The sequence below is a fragment of the Amycolatopsis sp. SID8362 genome, assembly GCF_010550475.1.
GTDB classification, from domain to species: domain Bacteria; phylum Actinomycetota; class Actinomycetes; order Mycobacteriales; family Pseudonocardiaceae; genus Amycolatopsis; species Amycolatopsis eburnea.
In genome coordinates this window covers 15,395-32,749 of the sequence record NZ_JAAGNB010000179.1, presented here as the reverse complement: position 1 = coordinate 32,749, position 17,355 = coordinate 15,395, and the positions used below count along the sequence as shown (strand labels likewise).

The 17,355-nt window shown below is 68.9% G+C and carries 29 protein-coding genes; 2 read left to right on the top strand and 27 right to left on the bottom strand.

The annotated features are described in order from the left end of the window. The first annotated feature begins 130 nt into the window (after positions 1-130). Positions 131-1,312 (top strand): type VII secretion protein EccE, encoded by a 1,182-nt coding sequence (gene eccE, locus G3I65_RS06265; protein ID WP_309235294.1) that lies wholly within the window; start codon positions 131-133, stop codon positions 1,310-1,312. Then, the gene (locus G3I65_RS06260; protein WP_086862313.1) at positions 1,309-2,028 is read left to right on the top strand and encodes a hypothetical protein; all 720 of its coding nucleotides are present in this window, start codon (positions 1,309-1,311) and stop codon (positions 2,026-2,028) included. Before eccE ends, G3I65_RS06260 begins: the two co-directional genes overlap by 4 nt. A gap of 70 nt (positions 2,029-2,098) precedes the next feature. Here the strand turns inward: G3I65_RS06260 and truA are convergent, their stop codons facing one another. The 27 genes from truA to rplP all read right to left on the bottom strand — a co-directional run bounded on the left by truA (position 2,099) and on the right by rplP (position 17,352). Further along, positions 2,099-2,926, bottom strand: coding sequence for a tRNA pseudouridine(38-40) synthase TruA (gene truA / locus G3I65_RS06255; RefSeq protein WP_160695234.1), 828 nt, complete (start codon positions 2,924-2,926; stop codon positions 2,099-2,101). A 73-nt stretch (positions 2,927-2,999) separates the two neighbouring features. Beyond that, entirely contained in the window at positions 3,000-3,548 is a 549-nt protein-coding gene (gene rplQ / locus G3I65_RS06250; protein WP_160695228.1) for a 50S ribosomal protein L17, read from the bottom strand. Positions 3,549-3,589: 41 nt separating this feature from the next. Beyond that, positions 3,590-4,660 carry a DNA-directed RNA polymerase subunit alpha gene (locus tag G3I65_RS06245; RefSeq protein ID WP_004558887.1) on the bottom strand — a complete coding sequence of 357 codons (1,071 nt, stop codon included), beginning with the start codon at positions 4,658-4,660 and terminating at the stop codon, positions 3,590-3,592. A 106-nt stretch (positions 4,661-4,766) separates the two neighbouring features. Beyond that, the gene (rpsD, locus tag G3I65_RS06240) at positions 4,767-5,372 is read right to left on the bottom strand and encodes a 30S ribosomal protein S4 (RefSeq protein WP_160695227.1); all 606 of its coding nucleotides are present in this window, start codon (positions 5,370-5,372) and stop codon (positions 4,767-4,769) included. 23 nt (positions 5,373-5,395) lie between these two features. Further along, on the bottom strand, positions 5,396-5,803 hold the full coding sequence (gene rpsK / locus G3I65_RS06235; RefSeq protein ID WP_004558885.1) for a 30S ribosomal protein S11: 408 nt from the start codon (positions 5,801-5,803) through the stop codon (positions 5,396-5,398). Positions 5,804-5,821: 18 nt separating this feature from the next. Beyond that, the gene (locus G3I65_RS06230; protein WP_004558884.1) at positions 5,822-6,007 is read right to left on the bottom strand and encodes a hypothetical protein; all 186 of its coding nucleotides are present in this window, start codon (positions 6,005-6,007) and stop codon (positions 5,822-5,824) included. Then, a complete protein-coding gene (gene rpsM, locus G3I65_RS06225; protein WP_004558883.1) occupies positions 6,004-6,384 on the bottom strand; it encodes a 30S ribosomal protein S13 in 381 nt (126 codons plus the stop codon). Before rpsM ends, G3I65_RS06230 begins: the two co-directional genes overlap by 4 nt. A 294-nt stretch (positions 6,385-6,678) precedes the next feature. Continuing rightward, positions 6,679-6,792 carry a 50S ribosomal protein L36 gene (gene rpmJ, locus G3I65_RS57040; RefSeq protein WP_004558882.1) on the bottom strand — a complete coding sequence of 38 codons (114 nt, stop codon included), beginning with the start codon at positions 6,790-6,792 and terminating at the stop codon, positions 6,679-6,681. 37 nt (positions 6,793-6,829) lie between these two features. Beyond that, positions 6,830-7,051: a translation initiation factor IF-1 gene (infA, locus tag G3I65_RS06215; protein ID WP_004558881.1), complete on the bottom strand. Its 222-nt coding sequence runs from the start codon at positions 7,049-7,051 to the stop codon at positions 6,830-6,832. A gap of 267 nt (positions 7,052-7,318) precedes the next feature. After that, positions 7,319-8,095 carry a type I methionyl aminopeptidase gene (gene map / locus G3I65_RS06210; protein ID WP_160695233.1) on the bottom strand — a complete coding sequence of 259 codons (777 nt, stop codon included), beginning with the start codon at positions 8,093-8,095 and terminating at the stop codon, positions 7,319-7,321. 44 nt (positions 8,096-8,139) lie between these two features. Then, entirely contained in the window at positions 8,140-8,694 is a 555-nt protein-coding gene (locus tag G3I65_RS06205; protein WP_086862317.1) for an adenylate kinase, read from the bottom strand. Then, the gene (gene secY, locus G3I65_RS06200) at positions 8,691-9,998 is read right to left on the bottom strand and encodes a preprotein translocase subunit SecY (RefSeq protein ID WP_160695232.1); all 1,308 of its coding nucleotides are present in this window, start codon (positions 9,996-9,998) and stop codon (positions 8,691-8,693) included. The genes G3I65_RS06205 and secY overlap by 4 nt, the downstream gene beginning before the upstream one ends. Positions 9,999-10,254: 256 nt before the next feature. After that, complete coding sequence (locus tag G3I65_RS06195; RefSeq protein ID WP_309235291.1) at positions 10,255-10,878, bottom strand: LysE family translocator; 624 nt, start codon at positions 10,876-10,878, stop codon at positions 10,255-10,257. A gap of 22 nt (positions 10,879-10,900) precedes the next feature. Then, positions 10,901-11,626: a hypothetical protein gene (locus G3I65_RS06190; RefSeq protein ID WP_309235290.1), complete on the bottom strand. Its 726-nt coding sequence runs from the start codon at positions 11,624-11,626 to the stop codon at positions 10,901-10,903. Positions 11,627-12,146: 520 nt separating this feature from the next. Then, a complete protein-coding gene (gene rplO / locus G3I65_RS06185; protein WP_160695226.1) occupies positions 12,147-12,593 on the bottom strand; it encodes a 50S ribosomal protein L15 in 447 nt (148 codons plus the stop codon). Then, positions 12,590-12,775 (bottom strand): 50S ribosomal protein L30, encoded by a 186-nt coding sequence (gene rpmD, locus G3I65_RS06180; RefSeq protein ID WP_033291195.1) that lies wholly within the window; start codon positions 12,773-12,775, stop codon positions 12,590-12,592. Before rpmD ends, rplO begins: the two co-directional genes overlap by 4 nt. Before the next feature lies 1 nt (position 12,776). Beyond that, on the bottom strand, positions 12,777-13,421 hold the full coding sequence (rpsE, locus tag G3I65_RS06175; protein ID WP_004558874.1) for a 30S ribosomal protein S5: 645 nt from the start codon (positions 13,419-13,421) through the stop codon (positions 12,777-12,779). Positions 13,422-13,455: 34 nt separating this feature from the next. Beyond that, the gene (rplR, locus tag G3I65_RS06170; protein WP_163046649.1) at positions 13,456-13,854 is read right to left on the bottom strand and encodes a 50S ribosomal protein L18; all 399 of its coding nucleotides are present in this window, start codon (positions 13,852-13,854) and stop codon (positions 13,456-13,458) included. 2 nt (positions 13,855-13,856) lie between these two features. Further along, positions 13,857-14,396: a 50S ribosomal protein L6 gene (rplF, locus tag G3I65_RS06165; protein WP_160695225.1), complete on the bottom strand. Its 540-nt coding sequence runs from the start codon at positions 14,394-14,396 to the stop codon at positions 13,857-13,859. A gap of 16 nt (positions 14,397-14,412) precedes the next feature. Further along, positions 14,413-14,811, bottom strand: coding sequence for a 30S ribosomal protein S8 (gene rpsH / locus G3I65_RS06160; RefSeq protein ID WP_004558871.1), 399 nt, complete (start codon positions 14,809-14,811; stop codon positions 14,413-14,415). 87 nt (positions 14,812-14,898) lie between these two features. Beyond that, complete coding sequence (locus G3I65_RS06155; protein WP_004558870.1) at positions 14,899-15,084, bottom strand: type Z 30S ribosomal protein S14; 186 nt, start codon at positions 15,082-15,084, stop codon at positions 14,899-14,901. 4 nt (positions 15,085-15,088) lie between these two features. Further along, entirely contained in the window at positions 15,089-15,652 is a 564-nt protein-coding gene (gene rplE, locus G3I65_RS06150) for a 50S ribosomal protein L5 (RefSeq protein ID WP_125306115.1), read from the bottom strand. Then, entirely contained in the window at positions 15,652-15,966 is a 315-nt protein-coding gene (rplX, locus tag G3I65_RS06145) for a 50S ribosomal protein L24 (RefSeq protein ID WP_086857322.1), read from the bottom strand. Before rplX ends, rplE begins: the two co-directional genes overlap by 1 nt. Further along, positions 15,966-16,334: a 50S ribosomal protein L14 gene (gene rplN, locus G3I65_RS06140; protein ID WP_004558867.1), complete on the bottom strand. Its 369-nt coding sequence runs from the start codon at positions 16,332-16,334 to the stop codon at positions 15,966-15,968. Before rplN ends, rplX begins: the two co-directional genes overlap by 1 nt. 78 nt (positions 16,335-16,412) lie before the next feature. After that, a complete protein-coding gene (rpsQ, locus tag G3I65_RS06135; RefSeq protein WP_004558866.1) occupies positions 16,413-16,691 on the bottom strand; it encodes a 30S ribosomal protein S17 in 279 nt (92 codons plus the stop codon). Further along, the gene (gene rpmC, locus G3I65_RS06130; RefSeq protein WP_086675500.1) at positions 16,688-16,933 is read right to left on the bottom strand and encodes a 50S ribosomal protein L29; all 246 of its coding nucleotides are present in this window, start codon (positions 16,931-16,933) and stop codon (positions 16,688-16,690) included. Before rpmC ends, rpsQ begins: the two co-directional genes overlap by 4 nt. Next, a complete protein-coding gene (gene rplP, locus G3I65_RS06125) occupies positions 16,933-17,352 on the bottom strand; it encodes a 50S ribosomal protein L16 (RefSeq protein ID WP_004558864.1) in 420 nt (139 codons plus the stop codon). The genes rpmC and rplP overlap by 1 nt, the downstream gene beginning before the upstream one ends. Between the last annotated feature and the right edge of the window lie 3 nt (positions 17,353-17,355).

Below are 17,355 nucleotides of genomic sequence, written 5' to 3'. Positions count from 1 at the left end.
CCCGGGTGGTCCCGGCGGCTCGGGTGGCCCGCAAGGTCCCGAAGACGGCCCCACTCCCCCCTCCGGCGCGACACGACTGGCCGCGCCTGCGCGGCGCCGCTCGTCCGGCGTCAACCTCGGCCCGCTGCCCGTGGCGAACCTCGTCGTGCTCGAGGTCGGCCTCGCGATCGGGCTGGTGCTGCTCGCGATCGACATGTCGCTCAAGTACGTCGGGATCGGCATCGTCGGCCTCGCCCTCATCGTCGCGCTGCTGCGCTGGCGCGGCCGCTGGTTCACCCAGTGGGTCGGGCTGACGCTGCGCTACTCGTTCCGGTCCCACGACCGGATCGCGAACCCGCTGCCGCCGAGCACCGTCGAGGAGCTGGCGGCCGAAGAGACCGCCGTGACCGGTCCGGACGACGCGCGCGTGAACCTGCTCCGCATCGCGGTGCCGGACCTCGTCGTGGCGCACGGCGTCGACCACGAGCGCCAGCAGGTCGGCCTCGCCTGGAACGACGGCACGTGGACGGCGGTGCTGCTCGTCGAGCCGACGCCGGCGCTGATCACCCAGGCGGGTGGCGCGCCGAGCCTGCCGCTGTCGGCGCTGGCCCCGTGCCTCGAAGACCGCGGCGTGGTCCTCGACTCCATCCAGATGATCTGGCACTGCTACCCGGGCAGCGCGGCGCTGCCGTCGGACTCGCCGGCCCTCAGCTCCTACATGGAGGTGCTCGGGCCGCTGCCCGCCGCGGCGCGGCGGACGACGTGGGTCGCGATCCGGCTCGACCCGAAGCGCTGCCCGGCCGCGATCCGGGAGCGCGGCGGCGGCGTCGTCGGCGCCCACCGCGCGCTGATCGGCGCGCTTTCGCGGGTGCGCAACGCGCTCGAGTCCCAGGGCGTGCCGACCCGGCCGCTCGACCCGGACGAGCTGCTGCGGGCCGGTATCTCGGCCGCCGAGCTCACCGCCGTCGCCGGTTCGCCGAACAAGGTCACGCTGCAGGAACGCTGGTCCGGGGTGACCGCGGCCGGCATCGGGCACGCGAGCTACGCGATCACCGGCTGGCCGAAGGGCAAGATCTCCGGCAGCCTCGACTCGCTCACGAGCGTCCGCGCGCTGTCGGCGACGCTCGCGATGTCGATTTCCCCGGCGTCCGACGAAGGCAAGATCGGGCTGCGCGGCGTGGTCCGGGTCAGCGCGCGCAACCCGCGTGAGCTCGACGCCGCCGACCAGCGGCTGAACGCGCTGTCCGAGCGGCTCGGCGTGGACCTGACCCCGTTGCGCGGGCTGCAGGTCTCCGCGTTCGCCGCGACGCTGCCGATCGGAGGTACGGCATGACTTCCCGCGTCCGCGACGCCGGGCAGAACACCGGGGTGTCGCCGGAGTTCACCGTGGACCCCGCGATGCTCGACGCGATCAGCCCCTCGGGCGACCGCGGCGGCATCGTGCTCGGCTCGGGCCTCAAGGGCGAGCCGCTGACGATCTCGGCGCTGCGTTCGACCCCGACGCGGATCGTGCTGGTGGGCGGTCTCTACCTGGCCCGCCAGGTGGCGATGCGCGCGATGGCGGTCGGCGCGTGGGTCGTGGTGGCGACGGGCCGCCCGACGGAGTGGCAGGTGCTCTCCCGCGCGGCAGGCAGCCGTGACGGGCGGCCGTCCCCGCTGGTGCAGATCCGCCGGCTGTCCCCGGTCGAGCTGCCGAGGCCGTCCGAGGACGCGCCGCTGCTGGTCGTCACCGACGGCGGCCCGACCCCGCAGGACCTGTTCCCGCCGCGGTCGCCGTGGCAGACGACGATCTACGTTCTCCCGTACCTGCACCCGCAGGCGGGCGCGACGGCCAACGCGGCGGACCTGGTCCTGATGCAGCGCCTCCCGGCGGGCCAGGCCGAGCTGGCGGCCCGCATCTGGCGCCTGCCGCCGCAGATGATGCGGCAGCTGACGACGTTGAAGGACGACCAGGTGGTGGCGCTGGGCCGCAACCTCTGGCGCCCCCTGCGCCTGGTGACGACCGGCAAGGAGCAGCAGCTCCTGGGCCCGGTCCGCCGCGGCGACTGACCTGCCGAACTGCCGTGAAGGCCTCCTTACCGGTCATAAATGCCGGTAAGGAGGCCTTCACGGCTTTTGGCTAGGGCGCGGTGCGGACGTTGCGGGTCTGCTCGGCGCGGGCCGCGAGTTCGGCGTCCGGCGGGTAGTCGACGCCGAGCAGGGTGAGGCCGTGGGCCGGGGCCACCGCGCTGTCGCGGATGCCGCTCTCCAGCACCTTCGCCGGCCACGCGTCCGTGCGGCGGCCGTCGCCGACCAGCAGGAGCACACCCACCAGGCTGCGGACCATCGAGTGGCAGAACGCGTCCGCCGAGACCTCGACCTCCAGCAGGTGCTCGTCCACCCGCGTCCACACGAGACGCTGCAGCTCGCGGATGGTCGTGCCGGTGTCACGCTGCTTGCAGTACGCCGCGAAGTCGTTGAGCCCCAGCAGCTGCGAAGCGGCCGCGTTCATGGCGTCCGTCGACAGTGGCCGGTTCCACGCCAGGGTGTCGTGGCGGCGCAACGGGTCGACGCCCCACGGCGCGTCCGAGACCCGGTAGCGGTAGTGCCGGCGGATCGCCGAGAAGCGCGCGTCGAAACCCTCGGGCGCGATCCGGGCGCCCAGGACCCGGACGTCGCCGGGCAGGAGGCGGTTCCAGCGGCCCGTCATGCGCGCCAGGTCCGGGATGCCTTCGGGCGACACGGGAATCCGGCCGGACGGCGAAGAAAGCGGTACGACGTCGACGTGCACCACCTGACCGGTCGCGTGCACGCCGGCGTCCGTGCGGCCCGCCACGACGACGGACTTCGGCACCGACGCCCCGGGTGGCTGCCGCTGCAGCGCCTCCTCCAGGAGCCCCTGGACGGTCCGGCGGCCCGGCTGGCGGGCCCAGCCCGAGAAGTCCGTGCCGTCGTAGGAAACGTCCAGGCGCAGACGAACGAGCCCGCCCTCCCCAGCGGGAGTGGCGGGCTCGTCCGGTGTCTTTCCAGCCGTCAGGACGTCAGTCCTTCTTGGCGTCCGCGTCGGCGTCGTCCGAAGCCGGGGCCTCGGTCTCGGCAGCGGCGGTGTCCTCGGCCGGAGCCTCCTCGGCGGCGGGCGCCTCGGTGGTGGTCTCCTCGGCGACCGGGGCGGCGGCCTTCTCGTCCTTGGCGAACTTCGTCTTGCGAGCGCGCTCGGCTTCCGAAGTCACCGTCTTCTCCGGGACCAGCTCGATGACCGCCATCTTGGCGTTGTCGCCCTTGCGCGGCATCGTCTTGGTGATCCGGGTGTAGCCGCCCGCCCGCTCCGCGAAGTGCGGACCGATCTCGGCGAACAGCTTGTGCACGACGTCCTTGTCACGGACGACCTTCTGCACCTGACGGCGGTTGTGCAGGTCGCCCCGCTTCGCCTTCGTGATCAGCTTCTCGGCCAGCGGGCGGACCCGGCGGGCCTTCGCCTCGGTCGTCGTGATCTTGCCGTGCTCGAACAGCTGCGTGGCCAGGTTGGCCAGGATCAGCCGCTCGTGCGCGGACGACCCGCCGAGCCGGGCTCCCTTGGTAGGGGTGGGCATTGGTTCTCCTAGTTCAGCTCACAGCGTCCAGGCTCAGCGCCTCAGAGCTGCTCGGTCTCTGCGTAGTCCTGGCCATCGTCGTGGCCGTCCGAAATCCCGTCGGCGATGCCACCGACACCCTCCGACCAGCCTTCACCGTCGTAGCTGGCGGCAGCCGCGGTCGGGTCGAACCCGGGCGGGCTGTCCTTCAGCGCGAGGCCGAGGCCGACGAGCTTGAGCTTGACCTCGTCGATCGACTTGGCGCCGAAGTTGCGGATGTCGAGCAGGTCCGCCTCGCTGCGCGAGACGAGCTCGCCCACCGTGTGGATGCCCTCGCGCTTGAGGCAGTTGTACGACCGGACGGTGAGGTCCAGGTCCTCGATCGGCATCGCGTAGGCGGCGATGGTGTCCGCCTCCTGCGGCGACGGGCCGATCTCGATGCCCTCGGCGTCGACGTTCAGCTCGCGGGCGAGACCGAACAGCTCCACCAGCGTCTTGCCGGCCGACGCGACCGCGTCGCGCGGCGTGATCGACGGCTTGGTCTCGACGTCCAGGATCAGCTTGTCGAAGTCGGTGCGCTGCTCGACACGGGTGGCCTCGACCTTGTAGGTCACCTTGAGCACCGGCGAGTAGATCGAGTCGACCGGGATCCGGCCGATCTCCGCGCCCGCCTGCTTGTTCTGCAGGGCCGGAACGTAACCGCGGCCGCGCTCGACGACGAGCTCGATCTCGAGCTTGCCCTTGCCGTTCAGCGACGCGATGTGCAGATCCGGGTTGTGCACGGTGACACCCGCCGGCGGCACGATGTCGGCCGCCGTGACCTCACCCGGGCCCTGCTTGCGCAGGTACATGGTGACCGGCTCGTCCTCTTCCGAGGACACCACGAGCTCCTTGAGGTTCAGGATGATGTCGGTGACGTCTTCCTTCACCCCGGGAACGGTGGTGAACTCGTGCAGCACGCCGTCGATGCGGATGCTCGTCACGGCCGCGCCCGGGATGGACGACAGCAGCGTACGACGCAGCGAGTTGCCGAGCGTGTAGCCGAAGCCGGGCTCCAGCGGTTCGATGGTGAACCGGGAGCGGGTCTCGTTGACCGTCTCTTCGCCGAGAGCCGGCCGCTGGGAAATCAGCATTTCTTCCTAGTTCCTTTCCAGACGACGCCCGCCATATGACGTCGAAGGGATGGCGCGGCGGCGGCGCACTGTGGGCGCCGCCGCCCGTACTCCAGCCGGGGCCGGACTACTTCGAGTAGAGCTCGACGATCAGCTGTTCCTGAACCGGAACGTCGATCTGCGCACGCTCCGGCAGCTGGTGGACCAGCACGCGGAGGTTGGACTGGACGACCTGCAGCCACGCCGGGATGGGGCGCTCGCCGAAGGACTCCTTGGCCACGACGAAGGGCAGCATCGCGAACGACTTCGGCCGCACGTCGATGATGTCCCACTTGGTGACCTGGTAGGACGGGACGTTGACCTTGACGCCGTTGACCAGGAAGTGGCCGTGGCTCACCAGCTGACGCGCCTGACGGCGGGTGCGGGCGATGCCGGCGCGGTAGATCACGTTGTCCAGGCGGGACTCGAGGATCTGCAGCAGGTTCTCACCGGTCTTACCGGGACGCCGGACGGCTTCCTTGTAGTACCGGACGAACTGGCGCTCGAGAACGCCGTAGGTGTAGCGAGCCTTCTGCTTCTCCTGCGACTGCAGGAGGTACTCGGACTCCTTGATGCGCCCGCGGCCGTGCTGGCCCGGCGGGTAGGGGCGACGCTCGAAAGCCTGGTCGCCGCCGATGAGGTCAACCTTGAGGCGACGCGAAATACGCGTCGCGGGGCCGGTGTAACGAGCCATTTCTTCTTACTCCTCCCCGTTCCTCAGACCCGGCGCCGCTTGGGCGGGCGGCAGCCGTTGTGAGGCTGCGGGGTCACGTCCTGGATGGTGCCGACCTCGAGGCCGGCCGCCTGCAGCGAGCGGATCGCCGTCTCGCGGCCCGAACCCGGGCCCTTCACGAAGACGTCGACCTTCTTCATGCCGTGCTCGGCGGCCTTGCGGGCAGCGTTCTCGGCGGCCATCTGCGCGGCGAACGGGGTGGACTTACGGGAGCCCTTGAAGCCCACGTGACCACTCGACGCCCACGCGATCACGGCACCGGTCGGGTCCGTGATCGAGACGATGGTGTTGTTGAAGGTGCTCTTGATGTGCGCGTGACCGTGCGCGACATTCTTCTTTTCCTTGCGGCGGACCTTCTTGGCCCCGGCCGCAGTACGAGACTTCGGTGGCATGTTCTGAGGGTTCTCCTGTTAGCGCGCGTTCTCTTGGTGAGCGGCGACCGCTTCGGCCTGGCCGCGCCGGATGATCGAACCGGCGTCGGTGTACAGGTTGCGGAGCGCCATCGGGCGGGCGTAGAGCGCCTTGGGCGAGACACAAGCCGAGCCGCGGCGGTGAACGCCACCCATCTGCACGACCTTCTTGCCCTGGACGCTCACTTCTTGCCAGCCTTCTTCTTGCCGGCGACCGTCTTCTTCGGACCCTTGCGGGTACGGGCGTTGGTCTTCGTGCGCTGCCCGCGGACGGGGAGTCCGCGACGCCAGCGAAGGCCCTCGTAGCACCCGATCTCGATCTTCCGACGGATGTCGGCGTTCACCTCGCGGCGAAGGTCACCCTCGACCTTGAAGTTCTCTTCGATGTACGTACGCAGCTTCGCGAGGTCGTCATCGCTGAGGTCTTTGACGCGGGTGTCCGCGTTCAGCTCGGCAGCCTTGATGAGCTGCTTCGAGCGGGTACGGCCGATGCCGTAGATGTACGTAAGCGCGATCTCCAACCGCTTTTCGCGGGGGAGGTCTACGCCAGCGAGTCGTGCCATTGGCGCTGATGCTCCTTCATTGAATTCATCTTCAGGTCTGCTCCCCGTCCGGTTCCGGGACCGACTCGCCTGTCGTGCCCTCGGCTTGCGCCTCGGGTGTCCCAGCCCCGGCCTGAAGTCCGGGGGTGAACCGGACCACTCGCGTGGCCCGGCAGGTGCGGGGAGGTTGTGTAGCCGTCAATCCACTCTGGTCGAGTGCAGCGAACCTTATTCTGCCGTCGGCCGGCGCAAGGTGATCACAGGCAGGTGACCTGCGATCCGTAGCGCCGTCCTAACCAAAATAAGGTTCGGCGATCAGCCCTGCCGCTGCTTGTGCCGCAGGTTCTCGCAGATCACCATGATCCGGCCGTGACGGCGGATCACCTTGCACTTGTCGCAGATCTTCTTGACGCTCGGCTGGACCTTCACGTCTTCTGCTCTCCTGCTTCTGAGCTGCTCTTCGTGATCACTTGTAGCGGTAGACGATGCGACCACGAGAGAGGTCGTAGGGCGAGAGCTCCACGACAACCCTGTCCTCGGGCAGGATGCGGATGTAGTGCTGCCGCATCTTGCCGCTGATGTGTGCCAGGACCTTGTGACCGTTCTCCAACTCGACGCGGAACATCGCGTTGGGGAGCGGCTCGACTACGCGGCCTTCGACCTCGATGGCCCCGTCTTTCTTCGCCATGTCCTCCGCATTTCCGTTGTCAACAGCGTCTGTCGCCACACCCGTGATCAACCTGAGCACTAGTGCCGGGTTGGGGTGTTGCGTGGCACACTGGTGCCCGAGTCCCAAGATCGTGAATTCACGAGCGCGCAGGATCCGGGCGCGATAAGTGCGCCGACTTGACAGTGTACGCATGCCGTGTCGCGACCCCCAAACCGGGGGTGACCATGCTAAAGGACCGTGCAGGTGGACGTGACCGCGATCACCACGTGTGGGTGAACGCGCAGGTCAGGCGTCTTCCGGGGCGGTGAGCACCCAGGGGCCGTCTTCGGTGATCGCGACGGTGTGCTCCCAGTGCGCCGCGCGCGAGCCGTCGGCCGTGACGACCGTCCAGCCGTCGTCCAGCTCGCGGGTCTCCCCGCCGCCGCCGGTCAGCATCGGCTCGATCGCCAGTGCCATGCCGGGCTTGAGCCGCGGGCCCTTGCCGGGCTTGCCGACGTTCGGCAGGAACGGGTCCATGTGCATCTGGCGGCCGATGCCGTGGCCGCCGTACTCGAGGATCATCCCGTACTCGATGCCGTCGTCGCGGCCCGCGCGTTCGGCGGCCGACTGGACGGCGTAGGAGATGTCGGTCAGCCGGCCACCGGCGCTGACCGCCTCGATGCCGGCCCACATCGCCGCTTCGGTCGCCGCGGAGAGCGCCAGGTCGGCGCCGGAGACGTCGCCGATGGCCAGCGTCACGGCGGAGTCGCCGTGCCAGCCGTCGAGGATCGCCCCGCAGTCGACGGAGATGATGTCGCCGTCGGCCAGCACCTGCGTCTTCGCCGGGATGCCGTGGACGATCTGCTCGTTCACCGAAGCGCAGATCGACGCCGGGAAGCCGTGGTAGCCCTTGAACGACGGCACCGCGCCGGCATCCCGGATCGTCTGCTCGGCCAGCTCGTCGAGCTCGCCGGTGCTGACGCCCGGTTTCGCCGCGGCGCGGACGGCCGCCAGGGTGCGGGCGACGACGAGACCCGCCGCCCGCATCGCCTGCAGCTCGTCCGGGGTCTTGACCTCGATCATGCGCCCGCGGCGGAGCACTTGCAGAACACGCAACCCTCCGAGATTCACGTGCGGTCGCGCAGCGCTTCCAGGACCCGGCCGGAGATCTCCTCGACGCTGCCGACGCCGTCGACGGTCACGAGGATGTCGGCGTAGTACTCCAGCAGCGGCGCGGTGTCCGACACGTAGATCTGCTGACGGCGGCGGATGACCTCTTCGGTGTCGTCCGCGCGGCCGCGCGACATGAGCCTGCCGACGACGACGTCCTCCGGCACCTGCAGCTGGATCACCGCGTCGAGCGAGACGTCGGTGTCGCCCAGGATCTCCCCGAGGACCTCGGCCTGCTTGGTGTTGCGGGGGAAGCCGTCGAGCAGGAAGCCGACCTTCGCGTCCGGCTCGGCGAGCCGCTCGCGGACCATTTCGTTCGTCACCGAGTCGGGCACGAGCTCGCCCGAGTCCAGGTAGCGCTTGGCTTCCTGGCCGAGCGGGGTCTCCTGCCCGACGTGCGCGCGGAACAGGTCGCCGGTCGAGATGTGCGGGATCCGCAGCTGCTCGGACAGGGCCACCGCCTGCGTGCCTTTACCCGCGCCGGGCGGACCCACGAGAACCAGCCGCGTCACTTCAAGAACCCTTCGTAGTTGCGCTGCATCAGCTGGCTTTCGATCTGCTTCACGGTGTCGAGCCCGACACCGACCATGATCAGCACAGCCGTGCCGCCGAACGGGAAGTTCTGGTTGTTCCCGCTACCGGTCAACGACAGGAAGAAGTTCGGGAGGATCGCGATGATGCCCAGGTACAGCGAGCCCGGCAGGGTGATCCGGCCGAGCACGAAGCTCAGGTACTCCGCGGTCGGGCGGCCCGGGCGGATGCCCGGGATGAACCCGCCGAACTTCTTCATCTCCTCCGCACGCTCGTCCACGTTGAACGTGATCGTGATGTAGAAGTACGTGAAGAAGATGATGAGCGCGAAGTACAGCGCGATGTGCACCCAGCTGGACTGGTTCACGATGTAGTTCTTGATGAACACCTGCCAGCCGGAGTTGGCGTTCTGGTCGCCGACGAGGCGGCTGATCAGGTCCGGCAGGTACAGCAGCGACGACGCGAAGATGACCGGGATGACACCGGCCTGGTTCACCTTGATCGGCAGGTAGGTCGACGTGCCGCCGTACATCCGGCGGCCGATCATGCGCTTGGCGTACTGCACCGGGATCCGGCGCTGGCCCTGCTCGACGAAGATGACGCTGGCGATGATGATCAGGCCGAAGATGCAGACGACCGTCAGGCCGACGCCGCCGGCGTTGCTGAGGATGTTGCCGCCCTCGGCCGGGATGCGCGCCGCGATGTTCAGGAAGATCAGGACGGACATGCCGTTGCCGATGCCGCGCTCGGTGATCAGCTCGCCCAGCCACATCATGACGGCGGTGCCCGCGGTCATCGTGATGACGATGAGGGACAGCGAGTAGATGCTGTTGTCCGGGATGATCGGCTGATCGCAGTCGGGGAAGAGCTGCTTGCGGTCCGCGAGCGCGACCACGCCGGTGGCCTGCAGGATCGCCAGCGCGATCGTCAGGTACCGGGTGTACTGGGTCAGCTTGCCCTGGCCGGACTGGCCTTCCTTCTTCAGCTCCTCGAACCGCGGGATGACCACGGTGAGCAGCTGGATGATGATGCTCGCCGTGATGTACGGCATGATGCCGGTCGAGAAGAGCGACAGCTGCAGCAGCGCACCGCCGCTGAACAGGTTCAGCAGCTGGTAGACGCCTTCCTGGCCGCCCTGGGAACTACAGGCCTGAACGGCTCCGTACGAGATCCCGGGTGCCGGAATGGTCGCACCGATTCGGTAGACCGCGACGATGGCTAGCGTGAACAGGATCTTCTTGCGTAGATCCGGCGTCGCGAGAGCCGAGCGGAAGGCGCTGAACACGCGGGGGACCTCCTCGGCGTCGTCGGCCGTCCTCAACCGACGATCGGCTTGGCCGGCACGGTGGCCGGCGGGAACACACAGCACTACTGGCACGCAAGCCAGGAACGCTTCGGGGCACACTCGTCCCGAAGCGTGTCGCCGACTCTAACAGCTTCACAGGGCGTGTCCGCAGTCCGTGTGCGTTTTCCGTACCAAGGTTGCTCCGGCGGGTTGATCCACATCGCCGTCTTGGCGGAATTTCTTGACAGATTGTGCCTCAGGCGTTCGCCGACGCGAGCACGCCGGCCAGCCCGACGAGGACCACGCCGGTGCCGCGGTCCACCCGCCGCCGGGCCCGCCGCGACAGCTTGGCCTGCCGCGCGGCGGCGCCGATGCCGACGTAGACCGAGCCCGCCAGGAACTCGACCAGCAGATACCCCGCGCCCAGCAGCGCGATCTGCCCCGGAACCGGCCCGTGACCTGCGTCGATGAACTGCGGGACGAAGGCGGTGAAGATCAGGATCGCCTTCGGGTTGGTGATCGCGACGCCGAACTCCTTGCGGGCCACGCGCCACGCGCCGGCGGGGCGAATGTCCGGTTCGCGCGCTTCGGCCGTGCCCCGGAAGGTCGACCAGAGCAGGCGGGTGCCGAGGTAGAGCAGGTAGGCGACGCCGGCCCACTTGATGATCGTGAGCGCGGTCTCGGACGCGGCCAGCAGCTGCCCCAGCCCGGCCGCGACGGCCGTGATCAACAGGCTGAACGCGGCCAGCCTGCCACCCAGCCCGGCGAGCCCGCGGCGAACACCGTGCGTCATCCCGTGGTGGAGCCCCAGGAGGTTGTTCGCCCCTGGCGTAAGCGCGATGAGCAGGGACGCCCCGAAGAAGACCAGCAGCCACGACACGCCTTCACGGTAACGCCGCCGGTCAACCGGGTTCTTCGGGCGGGAGCACGGTGATCGCGACCCCGCTCGGCGGCGTCGGCGTATCGGCGTAGGCGACGGCCGGATCGGCCCAGTCGCGCTTCCGCAGGGCCAGGTGCGCGACGACCGCGGCGGCCACGGCCACGGCGGTGCCCAGCGCCAGCAGCCACATCCCGGCCCCGGTGACGACTTCGAGGTCGACGTCGCCGACGAGCGCGCTCAGCTCGAACCGGTTCATCGCGACGGTGCTGACCACGCCGGCGGTGAAGACGGCGGCTCCCCCGATGAGCCACCGCCCGCGCACGGGCCGCGAGAAGGCCACGAAGGCGGCGGCGAGCAGCAGGACGGCGGCGAGGACGAGCGGCACGCCCAGTGGCGCGCCGGCGCGCTCGGTGGCGTCCTGGCCGGGGATTTCGATGCTGGTGCCCCAGGCGGTCTGGGTGATGGCCAGGCGGGTTTCGAAGGCCCGTTGGCGGATGTTGAGCTGTTCTTGGACGCGGAAGAGCGGCAGGAGGGTCCCGGCGACGGTCAGGAGGGCCGCGAGGAGGGCGAGGACCGGCGGGAGGAAGCGGAGGACACCGGCGGGGGCCGGTTTGGCGGGTTCGGCGGGCTCGACGGGTGTCGGCTGGGGCGGTTGGGGTGGCAGGCCGGGCAGCTGCGCGACGGGGAACGGCGCTGGTAGCGACGGCTGTGGCGGCTCGCTGGCGTAGGTGGCCGGCGCGGGCTGCACGGCCGGGGCTGGGGCACCTGGCGGGCGCGGAGCTTCCACTGGGAACTCCAGCGGGGCAGGTTGCGAAGGCTGTGGCTGCCCACCGGCGAAACCGCCCGGCGCGGGTTGTGGAGCCGGGGCCGGGGCGCCTGGCGGGCGCCGAGCTTCCACTGGGAACTCCAGCGGCGCAGGTAGCGAAGGCTGTGCGGGAGGTGCACCCGTCGGGAACGCCAGCGGCGCAGGCGACGAAGGCTGCGGCGGCTCACCAGCGAAACCGCCGGGCGCGGCCGGAGCCGGGAACTGCAAGGGCTCGGCCGGCGACTCCCCCGTCGGCGCCCCCGCGCCCGGCTCGGGGCCGTCCAGCCGGGGAGCCTCGACCGGGAAACTCAACGGCGATCCGGGCACCTCCGGCGGGCCGGGCTCCCGCGGTGTTCTGTCCACTCCTCGATCCTCCGTCCGGATCCGCCTCCCGGCAAGGAACCCGGACACGCCGAAGGCCCGCCTGGCGCGAGCCAGACGGGCCTTCGAAACGCGGAACAGCTCAGTTGGTGGTGGCCGAACCGCCGGCCGCCTCGAGCTTCTCCTTGGCGGAGCCGGAGAAGGCGTCCGCCGTGATGTCCAGCTTGACGCCGTTGAGGTCGCCGTTGCCGAGGACCTTCACCAGCTTGCCCTTGCGGACCAGGCCGCCCTGCACGAGTTCCTCGGCGCCGATCTTGCCGCCGTCCGGGAAGACGCGGGCGATGTCGCCCACGTTCACCGGCTGGTACTCGGTGCGGAAGCGGTTCTTGAACCCACGCAGCTTCGGGAGCCGCATGTGGATGGGCATCTGCCCACCCTCGAACCCGGCGGGCACGTTCTTCCGGGCCTTGGTGCCCTTCGTACCGCGACCGGCCGTCTTGCCCTTCGAACCCTCACCACGGCCCACGCGGATCTTGTCGCGCTTGGCGCCCGGAGCCGGACGCAGGTGGTGGATCTTGATGGCCGTCATGCCTTGACCTCCTCGACCTCCACCAGGTGGCGGACGGTGTGGATCAGGCCGCGCACCTGGGGGGTGTCTTCACGCACGACGCTCTGGCGGATCTTGCGCAGCCCGAGGGTGCGCAGCGACTCGCGGTGAGCGTGCTTCGTGCCGATCTTGCTCTTGACCTGCGTGACCTTGAGCTGAGCCATGTCAGACCCCCTGGCCGGCACGCTGGCGCAGCATCCGGGCCGGGGCGACGTCCTCGAGCGGCAAGCCACGGCGGGCCGCCACCTCTTCGGGACGCTGCAGGCCCTTGAGGGCCGCCACGGTCGCGTGCACGATGTTGATCGCGTTGTCGGAGCCGAGCGACTTCGACAGCACGTCGTGGACACCCGCGCACTCCAGCACCGCGCGCACCGGGCCACCGGCGATGACGCCGGTACCGGCGGACGCCGGGCGGAGCAGCACGACACCGGCGGCTTCCTCACCCTGGATCGGGTGCGGGATGGTGCCGCCGACGCGCGGGACGCGGAAGAAGTTCTTCTTCGCTTCCTCGACGCCCTTGGCGATGGCCGCGGGAACTTCCTTGGCCTTGCCGTAGCCGACGCCGACCTGACCGTCGCCGTCGCCGACGACCACCAGGGCGGTGAAGCTGAAGCGACGACCGCCCTTGACGACCTTGGCGACGCGGTTGATCGTCACGACCTTCTCGAGGTGCGGGGTCTTGTCCTGGGCCGCCCCGCCACGGCCGCTGTCGCGCCGGTCACGGCGGTCGCGACGGTCACCGCGGTCGTTGCCGCCCTGCCCGCCGGGTCCACCCTGGCCGCCGCCGAATTGCCGTGTACGTCCCGGCATCAGGCTTTCCTTCCATTCACGAACTGCTGCATCGTCAGAACTCCAACCCCGCCTCGCGGGCGGCGTCGGCGAGCGCGGCGATGCGGCCGTGGTAGGCGTTGCCGCCACGGTCGAACACCACGGCCGAGATCCCGGCGCTCTTGGCGCGCTCGGCGACCAGGGCCCCGACCTTGGCGGCCTTGGCCTTCTTGTCGCCGTCCAGCGCCCGGACGTCCGCCTCGAGGGTGGACGCCGACACCAGCGTGCGGCCGGCGAGGTCGTCGATCACCTGCACGGCGATGTGCCGCGAGGACCGCTTGACGACCAGGCGCGGACGCTGGTCCGTGCCCGAGACCTTCTTGCGGAGGCGGAAGTGCCGACGGGCCTTCGCGACGCGGCGGCGGGTCGAGATGTCCTTGCCCACCGGCTTGCGCTTCGTAGTCGTGTCGCTCATGATCACTTACCCGTCTTTCCGACCTTGCGGCGGATCTTCTCACCCTCGTAGCGCAGGCCCTTGCCCTTGTACGGGTCCGGGCGACGCAGCTTGCGGATGACGGCCGAGATCTGGCCGACCTTCTGCTTGTCGATGCCGGAAACCGAGAACCGGGTCGGGGTCTCCACCTTGAAGGTGATGCCCTCCGGGGCCTCGATCTTCACCGGGTGCGAGTAGCCGAGGGCGAACTCGAGGTCCGAGCCCTTGGCCTGCACGCGGTAACCCACGCCGTGGATTTCCATCTTCTTCTCGTAGCCGGCGGTGACGCCGACGACGAGGTTGTTCACCAGCGTGCGGGTGAGCCCGTGGAGCGCCTTGGAGGTGCGCTCGTCGTCCGGGCGCTTCACCTGCAGCGTGCCGTCTTCACCGCGCTCGACGGTGATCGGCTCGGCGATGGTGTGCTCCAGGGTGCCCTTGGGCCCCTTGACCTTGATGTGCTGACCGTCGATGGTCACCTCGACCCCGGAGGGGACGGCGACCGGCAGCTTTCCGATGCGTGACATGTCTGTGCCCCCTTCCTTACCAGACGTAGGCGAGGACTTCGCCGCCCACGCTGTTGCGCTTGGCCTGCCGGTCGGTCTGGAGGCCACCGGACGTCGAGATGATCGCGATGCCCAGGCCGCCGAGAACGGACGGCAGTTCGGTCGATTTTGCGTAGACCCGCAGACCGGGCTTGGAGACGCGCCGCAGGCCGGCGATGCTCCGCTCACGGTTGGGGCCGTACTTGAGTTCGACGACGAGGTTCTTGTGCTTTTCGCCCGGCTCGTCGTGGTAGCCCGCGATGTAACCCTCGCGCTTGAGGATCTCGGCGATGTTCGCCTTGAGCTTCGAGTGCGGGAGCTTGACCTCGTCGTGGTACGCCGAGTTCGCGTTGCGCAGACGCGTCAAGAAGTCTGCGATGGGGTCGGTCATCGTCATGGTGACCTGTCAACCTTTCTCGCCCTGGTTCCCCGCCCCAAACTGAGGGGCGGGGCCTGTGGCGAAGTGGAGTTTTTAAAGAAGCTCTTACCAGCTGGACTTGCGGACGCCGGGCAGCTCGCCCGCGTGCGCCATCTCGCGAAGGCAGATCCGGCAGAGCCCGAACTTGCGGAACACGGCGTGCGGGCGGCCGCACCGCTGGCAGCGGGTGTAGGCGCGCACGGCGAACTTCGGCTTCTTCGCGGCCTTGTGGACCAGTGCTTTCTTGGCCATCGGCTCAGTTCTCCTTGAACGGGAAGCCGAGCTTGCGCAGCAGCGCCCGGCCCTCGTCGTCGTTCGTGGCGGTCGTGACGACGGTGACGTCCATGCCGCGCGGGCGGTCGATGGAGTCGGGGTCGATCTCGTGGAACATCGACTGCTCGTTGAGACCGAACGTGTAGTTGCCGTGGCCGTCGAACTGCTTCGGCGAAAGCCCGCGGAAGTCGCGGATACGCGGCAGCGCGATGGTCAGCAGCCGGTCGAGGAACTCCCACATCCGGTCGCCGCGCAGCGTGACGCGCGCGCCGATCGGCTGGCCCTCGCGCAGCTTGAACTGCGCGATGGACTTGCGGGCCTTCCGGACCTCGGGCTTCTGACCGGTGATCAGGGCGAGGTCCTTGACCGCGCCCTCGATCAGCTTGCTGTCACGGGCGGCGTCGCCGACACCCATGTTCACGACGACCTTCACCACGCCCGGGATCTGGTGGACGTTGGCGAAGGAGAACTCCGCCTGCAGCTGGCCCTTGATCTCGTCGCGGTAGCGCACCTTGAGGCGCGGCGCGACCTTCTCTGCGGTGGTCATCAGATGTCCTTACCGTTCCGGCGCGAGATCCGGACCTTCTTGCCGTCCTCGCCGATGCGGTAACCCACCCGGGACGGCTTGCCGTCCGAGTCGACGACCATCACGTTCGAGACGTGGATGGGCGCCTCCTGCGTGACGATGCCGCCGGACTGCGCGCCGCGCTGGGTCTGGCTGATCCGCGTGTGCTTCTTGATCCGGTTCACGCCCTCGACCAGCACGCGGTCGCGCTCGGGGTAAGCCTGGATGACCTTGCCCTTGGCGCCCTTGTCCTTGCCGGCGATGACGACGACCGTGTCGCCCTTCTTCACCTTCATCACAGCACCTCCGGCGCGAGCGAAATGATCTTCATGAACTTTCGGTCGCGCAGCTCGCGGCCCACCGGGCCGAAGATGCGGGTGCCGCGGGGCTCGTTGTCGTTCTTGATGAGCACGGCGGCGTTCTCGTCGAACCGGATGTAGGAACCGTCCGGACGACGACGCTCCTTGACCGTGCGGACGATGACGGCCTTGACGACGTCGCCCTTCTTCACCCCGGCGGCCGGGATGGCGTCCTTCACGGTGGCGACGATGATGTCGCCGATGCCGGCGTAGCGCCGCCCGGAACCACCGAGAACGCGGATGCAGAGGATTTCCTTCGCACCCGTGTTGTCGGCTACCCGAAGCCGCGACTCCTGCTGGATCACGTCAACTCCTGTATGTCGCGCCGGTTCTCGCCCGACGAGCGAGCCTTGCGGAACTAAGAACTCCCGAAAGAGCCCTGCTTACTTGGCCTTCTCCACGATCTGCACCAGGCGCCACCGCTTCGATGCCGACAGCGGGCGGGTCTCCATCAGGGTGACCCGGTCGCCCACGCCCGCCTCGTTGTTCTCGTCGTGCACCTTCACCTTGGAGGTGGTGCGGACGACCTTCGAGTAACGGGGGTGCTTCTTGCGGTCCTCGAGCTCGACCACGATCGTCTTGTTCATCTTGTCCGAGACGACGTAGCCCTCGCGGACCTTGCGGTCGTTCCGGGCCGGCGTCTCGGTGGTGGGCTCGCTCATGCGGCACCTTCACTCTCGGCGTCGGGGGCAACGGACAGGCCGAGTTCGCGCTCGCGCATGACCGTGTAGATCCGCGCGATGTCCGTGCGGACGGTGCGCAGACGGCGGTTGTTGTCGAGCTGCCCGGTCGCCATCTGGAAGCGGAGGTTGAAGAGCTCCTCCTTGTATTCCTTCAGACGCAGGACGAGCTCTTCCGCGGTGAGCTCACGCAGCTCCGATGCCAGAGCACCAGCGTTCGCCATCAGAACTCACCACCTTCACGGGTCACGATGCGGCACTTCATGGGCAGCTTGTGGATCGCGCGGCGCAGCGCCTCGCGGGCCGTCTCCTCGTTCGGGAACGAGATCTCGAACATCACGCGGCCCGGCTTCACGTTGGCGATCCACCACTCGGGCGAACCCTTACCGGAACCCATGCGGGTTTCGGCCGGCTTCTTGGTCAGCGGGCGGTCCGGGTAGATGGTCGTCCACACCTTGCCACCACGCTTGATGTGACGGGTCATGGCGATACGAGCGGACTCGATCTGCCGGTTCGTCACGTAGCTGTGCTCAAGCGCCTGGATGCCGTACTCGCCGAAGCTGACCTTCGTGCCACCCTTGGCGGCGCCGTGGCGCTTCGGGGAGTGCTGCTTCCGGTGCTTGACCCTGCGCGGGATGAGCACGTC

Excerpts from the sequence above, each read along its gene's own strand:
- G3I65_RS06260 (WP_086862313.1), top strand. The coding sequence starts at position 1,309 with ATGACTTCCCGCGTCCGCGACGCCGGGCAGAACACCGGGGTGTCGCCG.
- rplQ (WP_160695228.1), bottom strand. The coding sequence starts at position 3,548 with ATGCCCACCCCTACCAAGGGAGCCCGGCTCGGCGGGTCGTCCGCGCAC.
- G3I65_RS06245 (WP_004558887.1), bottom strand. The coding sequence starts at position 4,660 with ATGCTGATTTCCCAGCGGCCGGCTCTCGGCGAAGAGACGGTCAACGAG.
- rpsD (WP_160695227.1), bottom strand. The coding sequence starts at position 5,372 with ATGGCTCGTTACACCGGCCCCGCGACGCGTATTTCGCGTCGCCTCAAG.
- rpsK (WP_004558885.1), bottom strand. The coding sequence starts at position 5,803 with ATGCCACCGAAGTCTCGTACTGCGGCCGGGGCCAAGAAGGTCCGCCGC.
- rpsM (WP_004558883.1), bottom strand. The coding sequence starts at position 6,384 with ATGGCACGACTCGCTGGCGTAGACCTCCCCCGCGAAAAGCGGTTGGAG.
- infA (WP_004558881.1), bottom strand. The coding sequence starts at position 7,051 with ATGGCGAAGAAAGACGGGGCCATCGAGGTCGAAGGCCGCGTAGTCGAG.
- map (WP_160695233.1), bottom strand. The coding sequence starts at position 8,095 with ATGATCGAGGTCAAGACCCCGGACGAGCTGCAGGCGATGCGGGCGGCG.
- rplO (WP_160695226.1), bottom strand. The coding sequence starts at position 12,593 with ATGACGGCCATCAAGATCCACCACCTGCGTCCGGCTCCGGGCGCCAAG.
- rpmD (WP_033291195.1), bottom strand. The coding sequence starts at position 12,775 with ATGGCTCAGCTCAAGGTCACGCAGGTCAAGAGCAAGATCGGCACGAAG.
- rpsE (WP_004558874.1), bottom strand. The coding sequence starts at position 13,421 with ATGCCGGGACGTACACGGCAATTCGGCGGCGGCCAGGGTGGACCCGGC.
- rplR (WP_163046649.1), bottom strand. The coding sequence starts at position 13,854 with ATGAGCGACACGACTACGAAGCGCAAGCCGGTGGGCAAGGACATCTCG.
- rplF (WP_160695225.1), bottom strand. The coding sequence starts at position 14,396 with ATGTCACGCATCGGAAAGCTGCCGGTCGCCGTCCCCTCCGGGGTCGAG.
- rpsH (WP_004558871.1), bottom strand. The coding sequence starts at position 14,811 with ATGACGATGACCGACCCCATCGCAGACTTCTTGACGCGTCTGCGCAAC.
- G3I65_RS06155 (WP_004558870.1), bottom strand. The coding sequence starts at position 15,084 with ATGGCCAAGAAAGCACTGGTCCACAAGGCCGCGAAGAAGCCGAAGTTC.
- rplE (WP_125306115.1), bottom strand. The coding sequence starts at position 15,652 with ATGACCACCGCAGAGAAGGTCGCGCCGCGCCTCAAGGTGCGCTACCGC.
- rplX (WP_086857322.1), bottom strand. The coding sequence starts at position 15,966 with ATGAAGGTGAAGAAGGGCGACACGGTCGTCGTCATCGCCGGCAAGGAC.
- rpsQ (WP_004558866.1), bottom strand. The coding sequence starts at position 16,691 with ATGAGCGAGCCCACCACCGAGACGCCGGCCCGGAACGACCGCAAGGTC.
- rpmC (WP_086675500.1), bottom strand. The coding sequence starts at position 16,933 with ATGGCGAACGCTGGTGCTCTGGCATCGGAGCTGCGTGAGCTCACCGCG.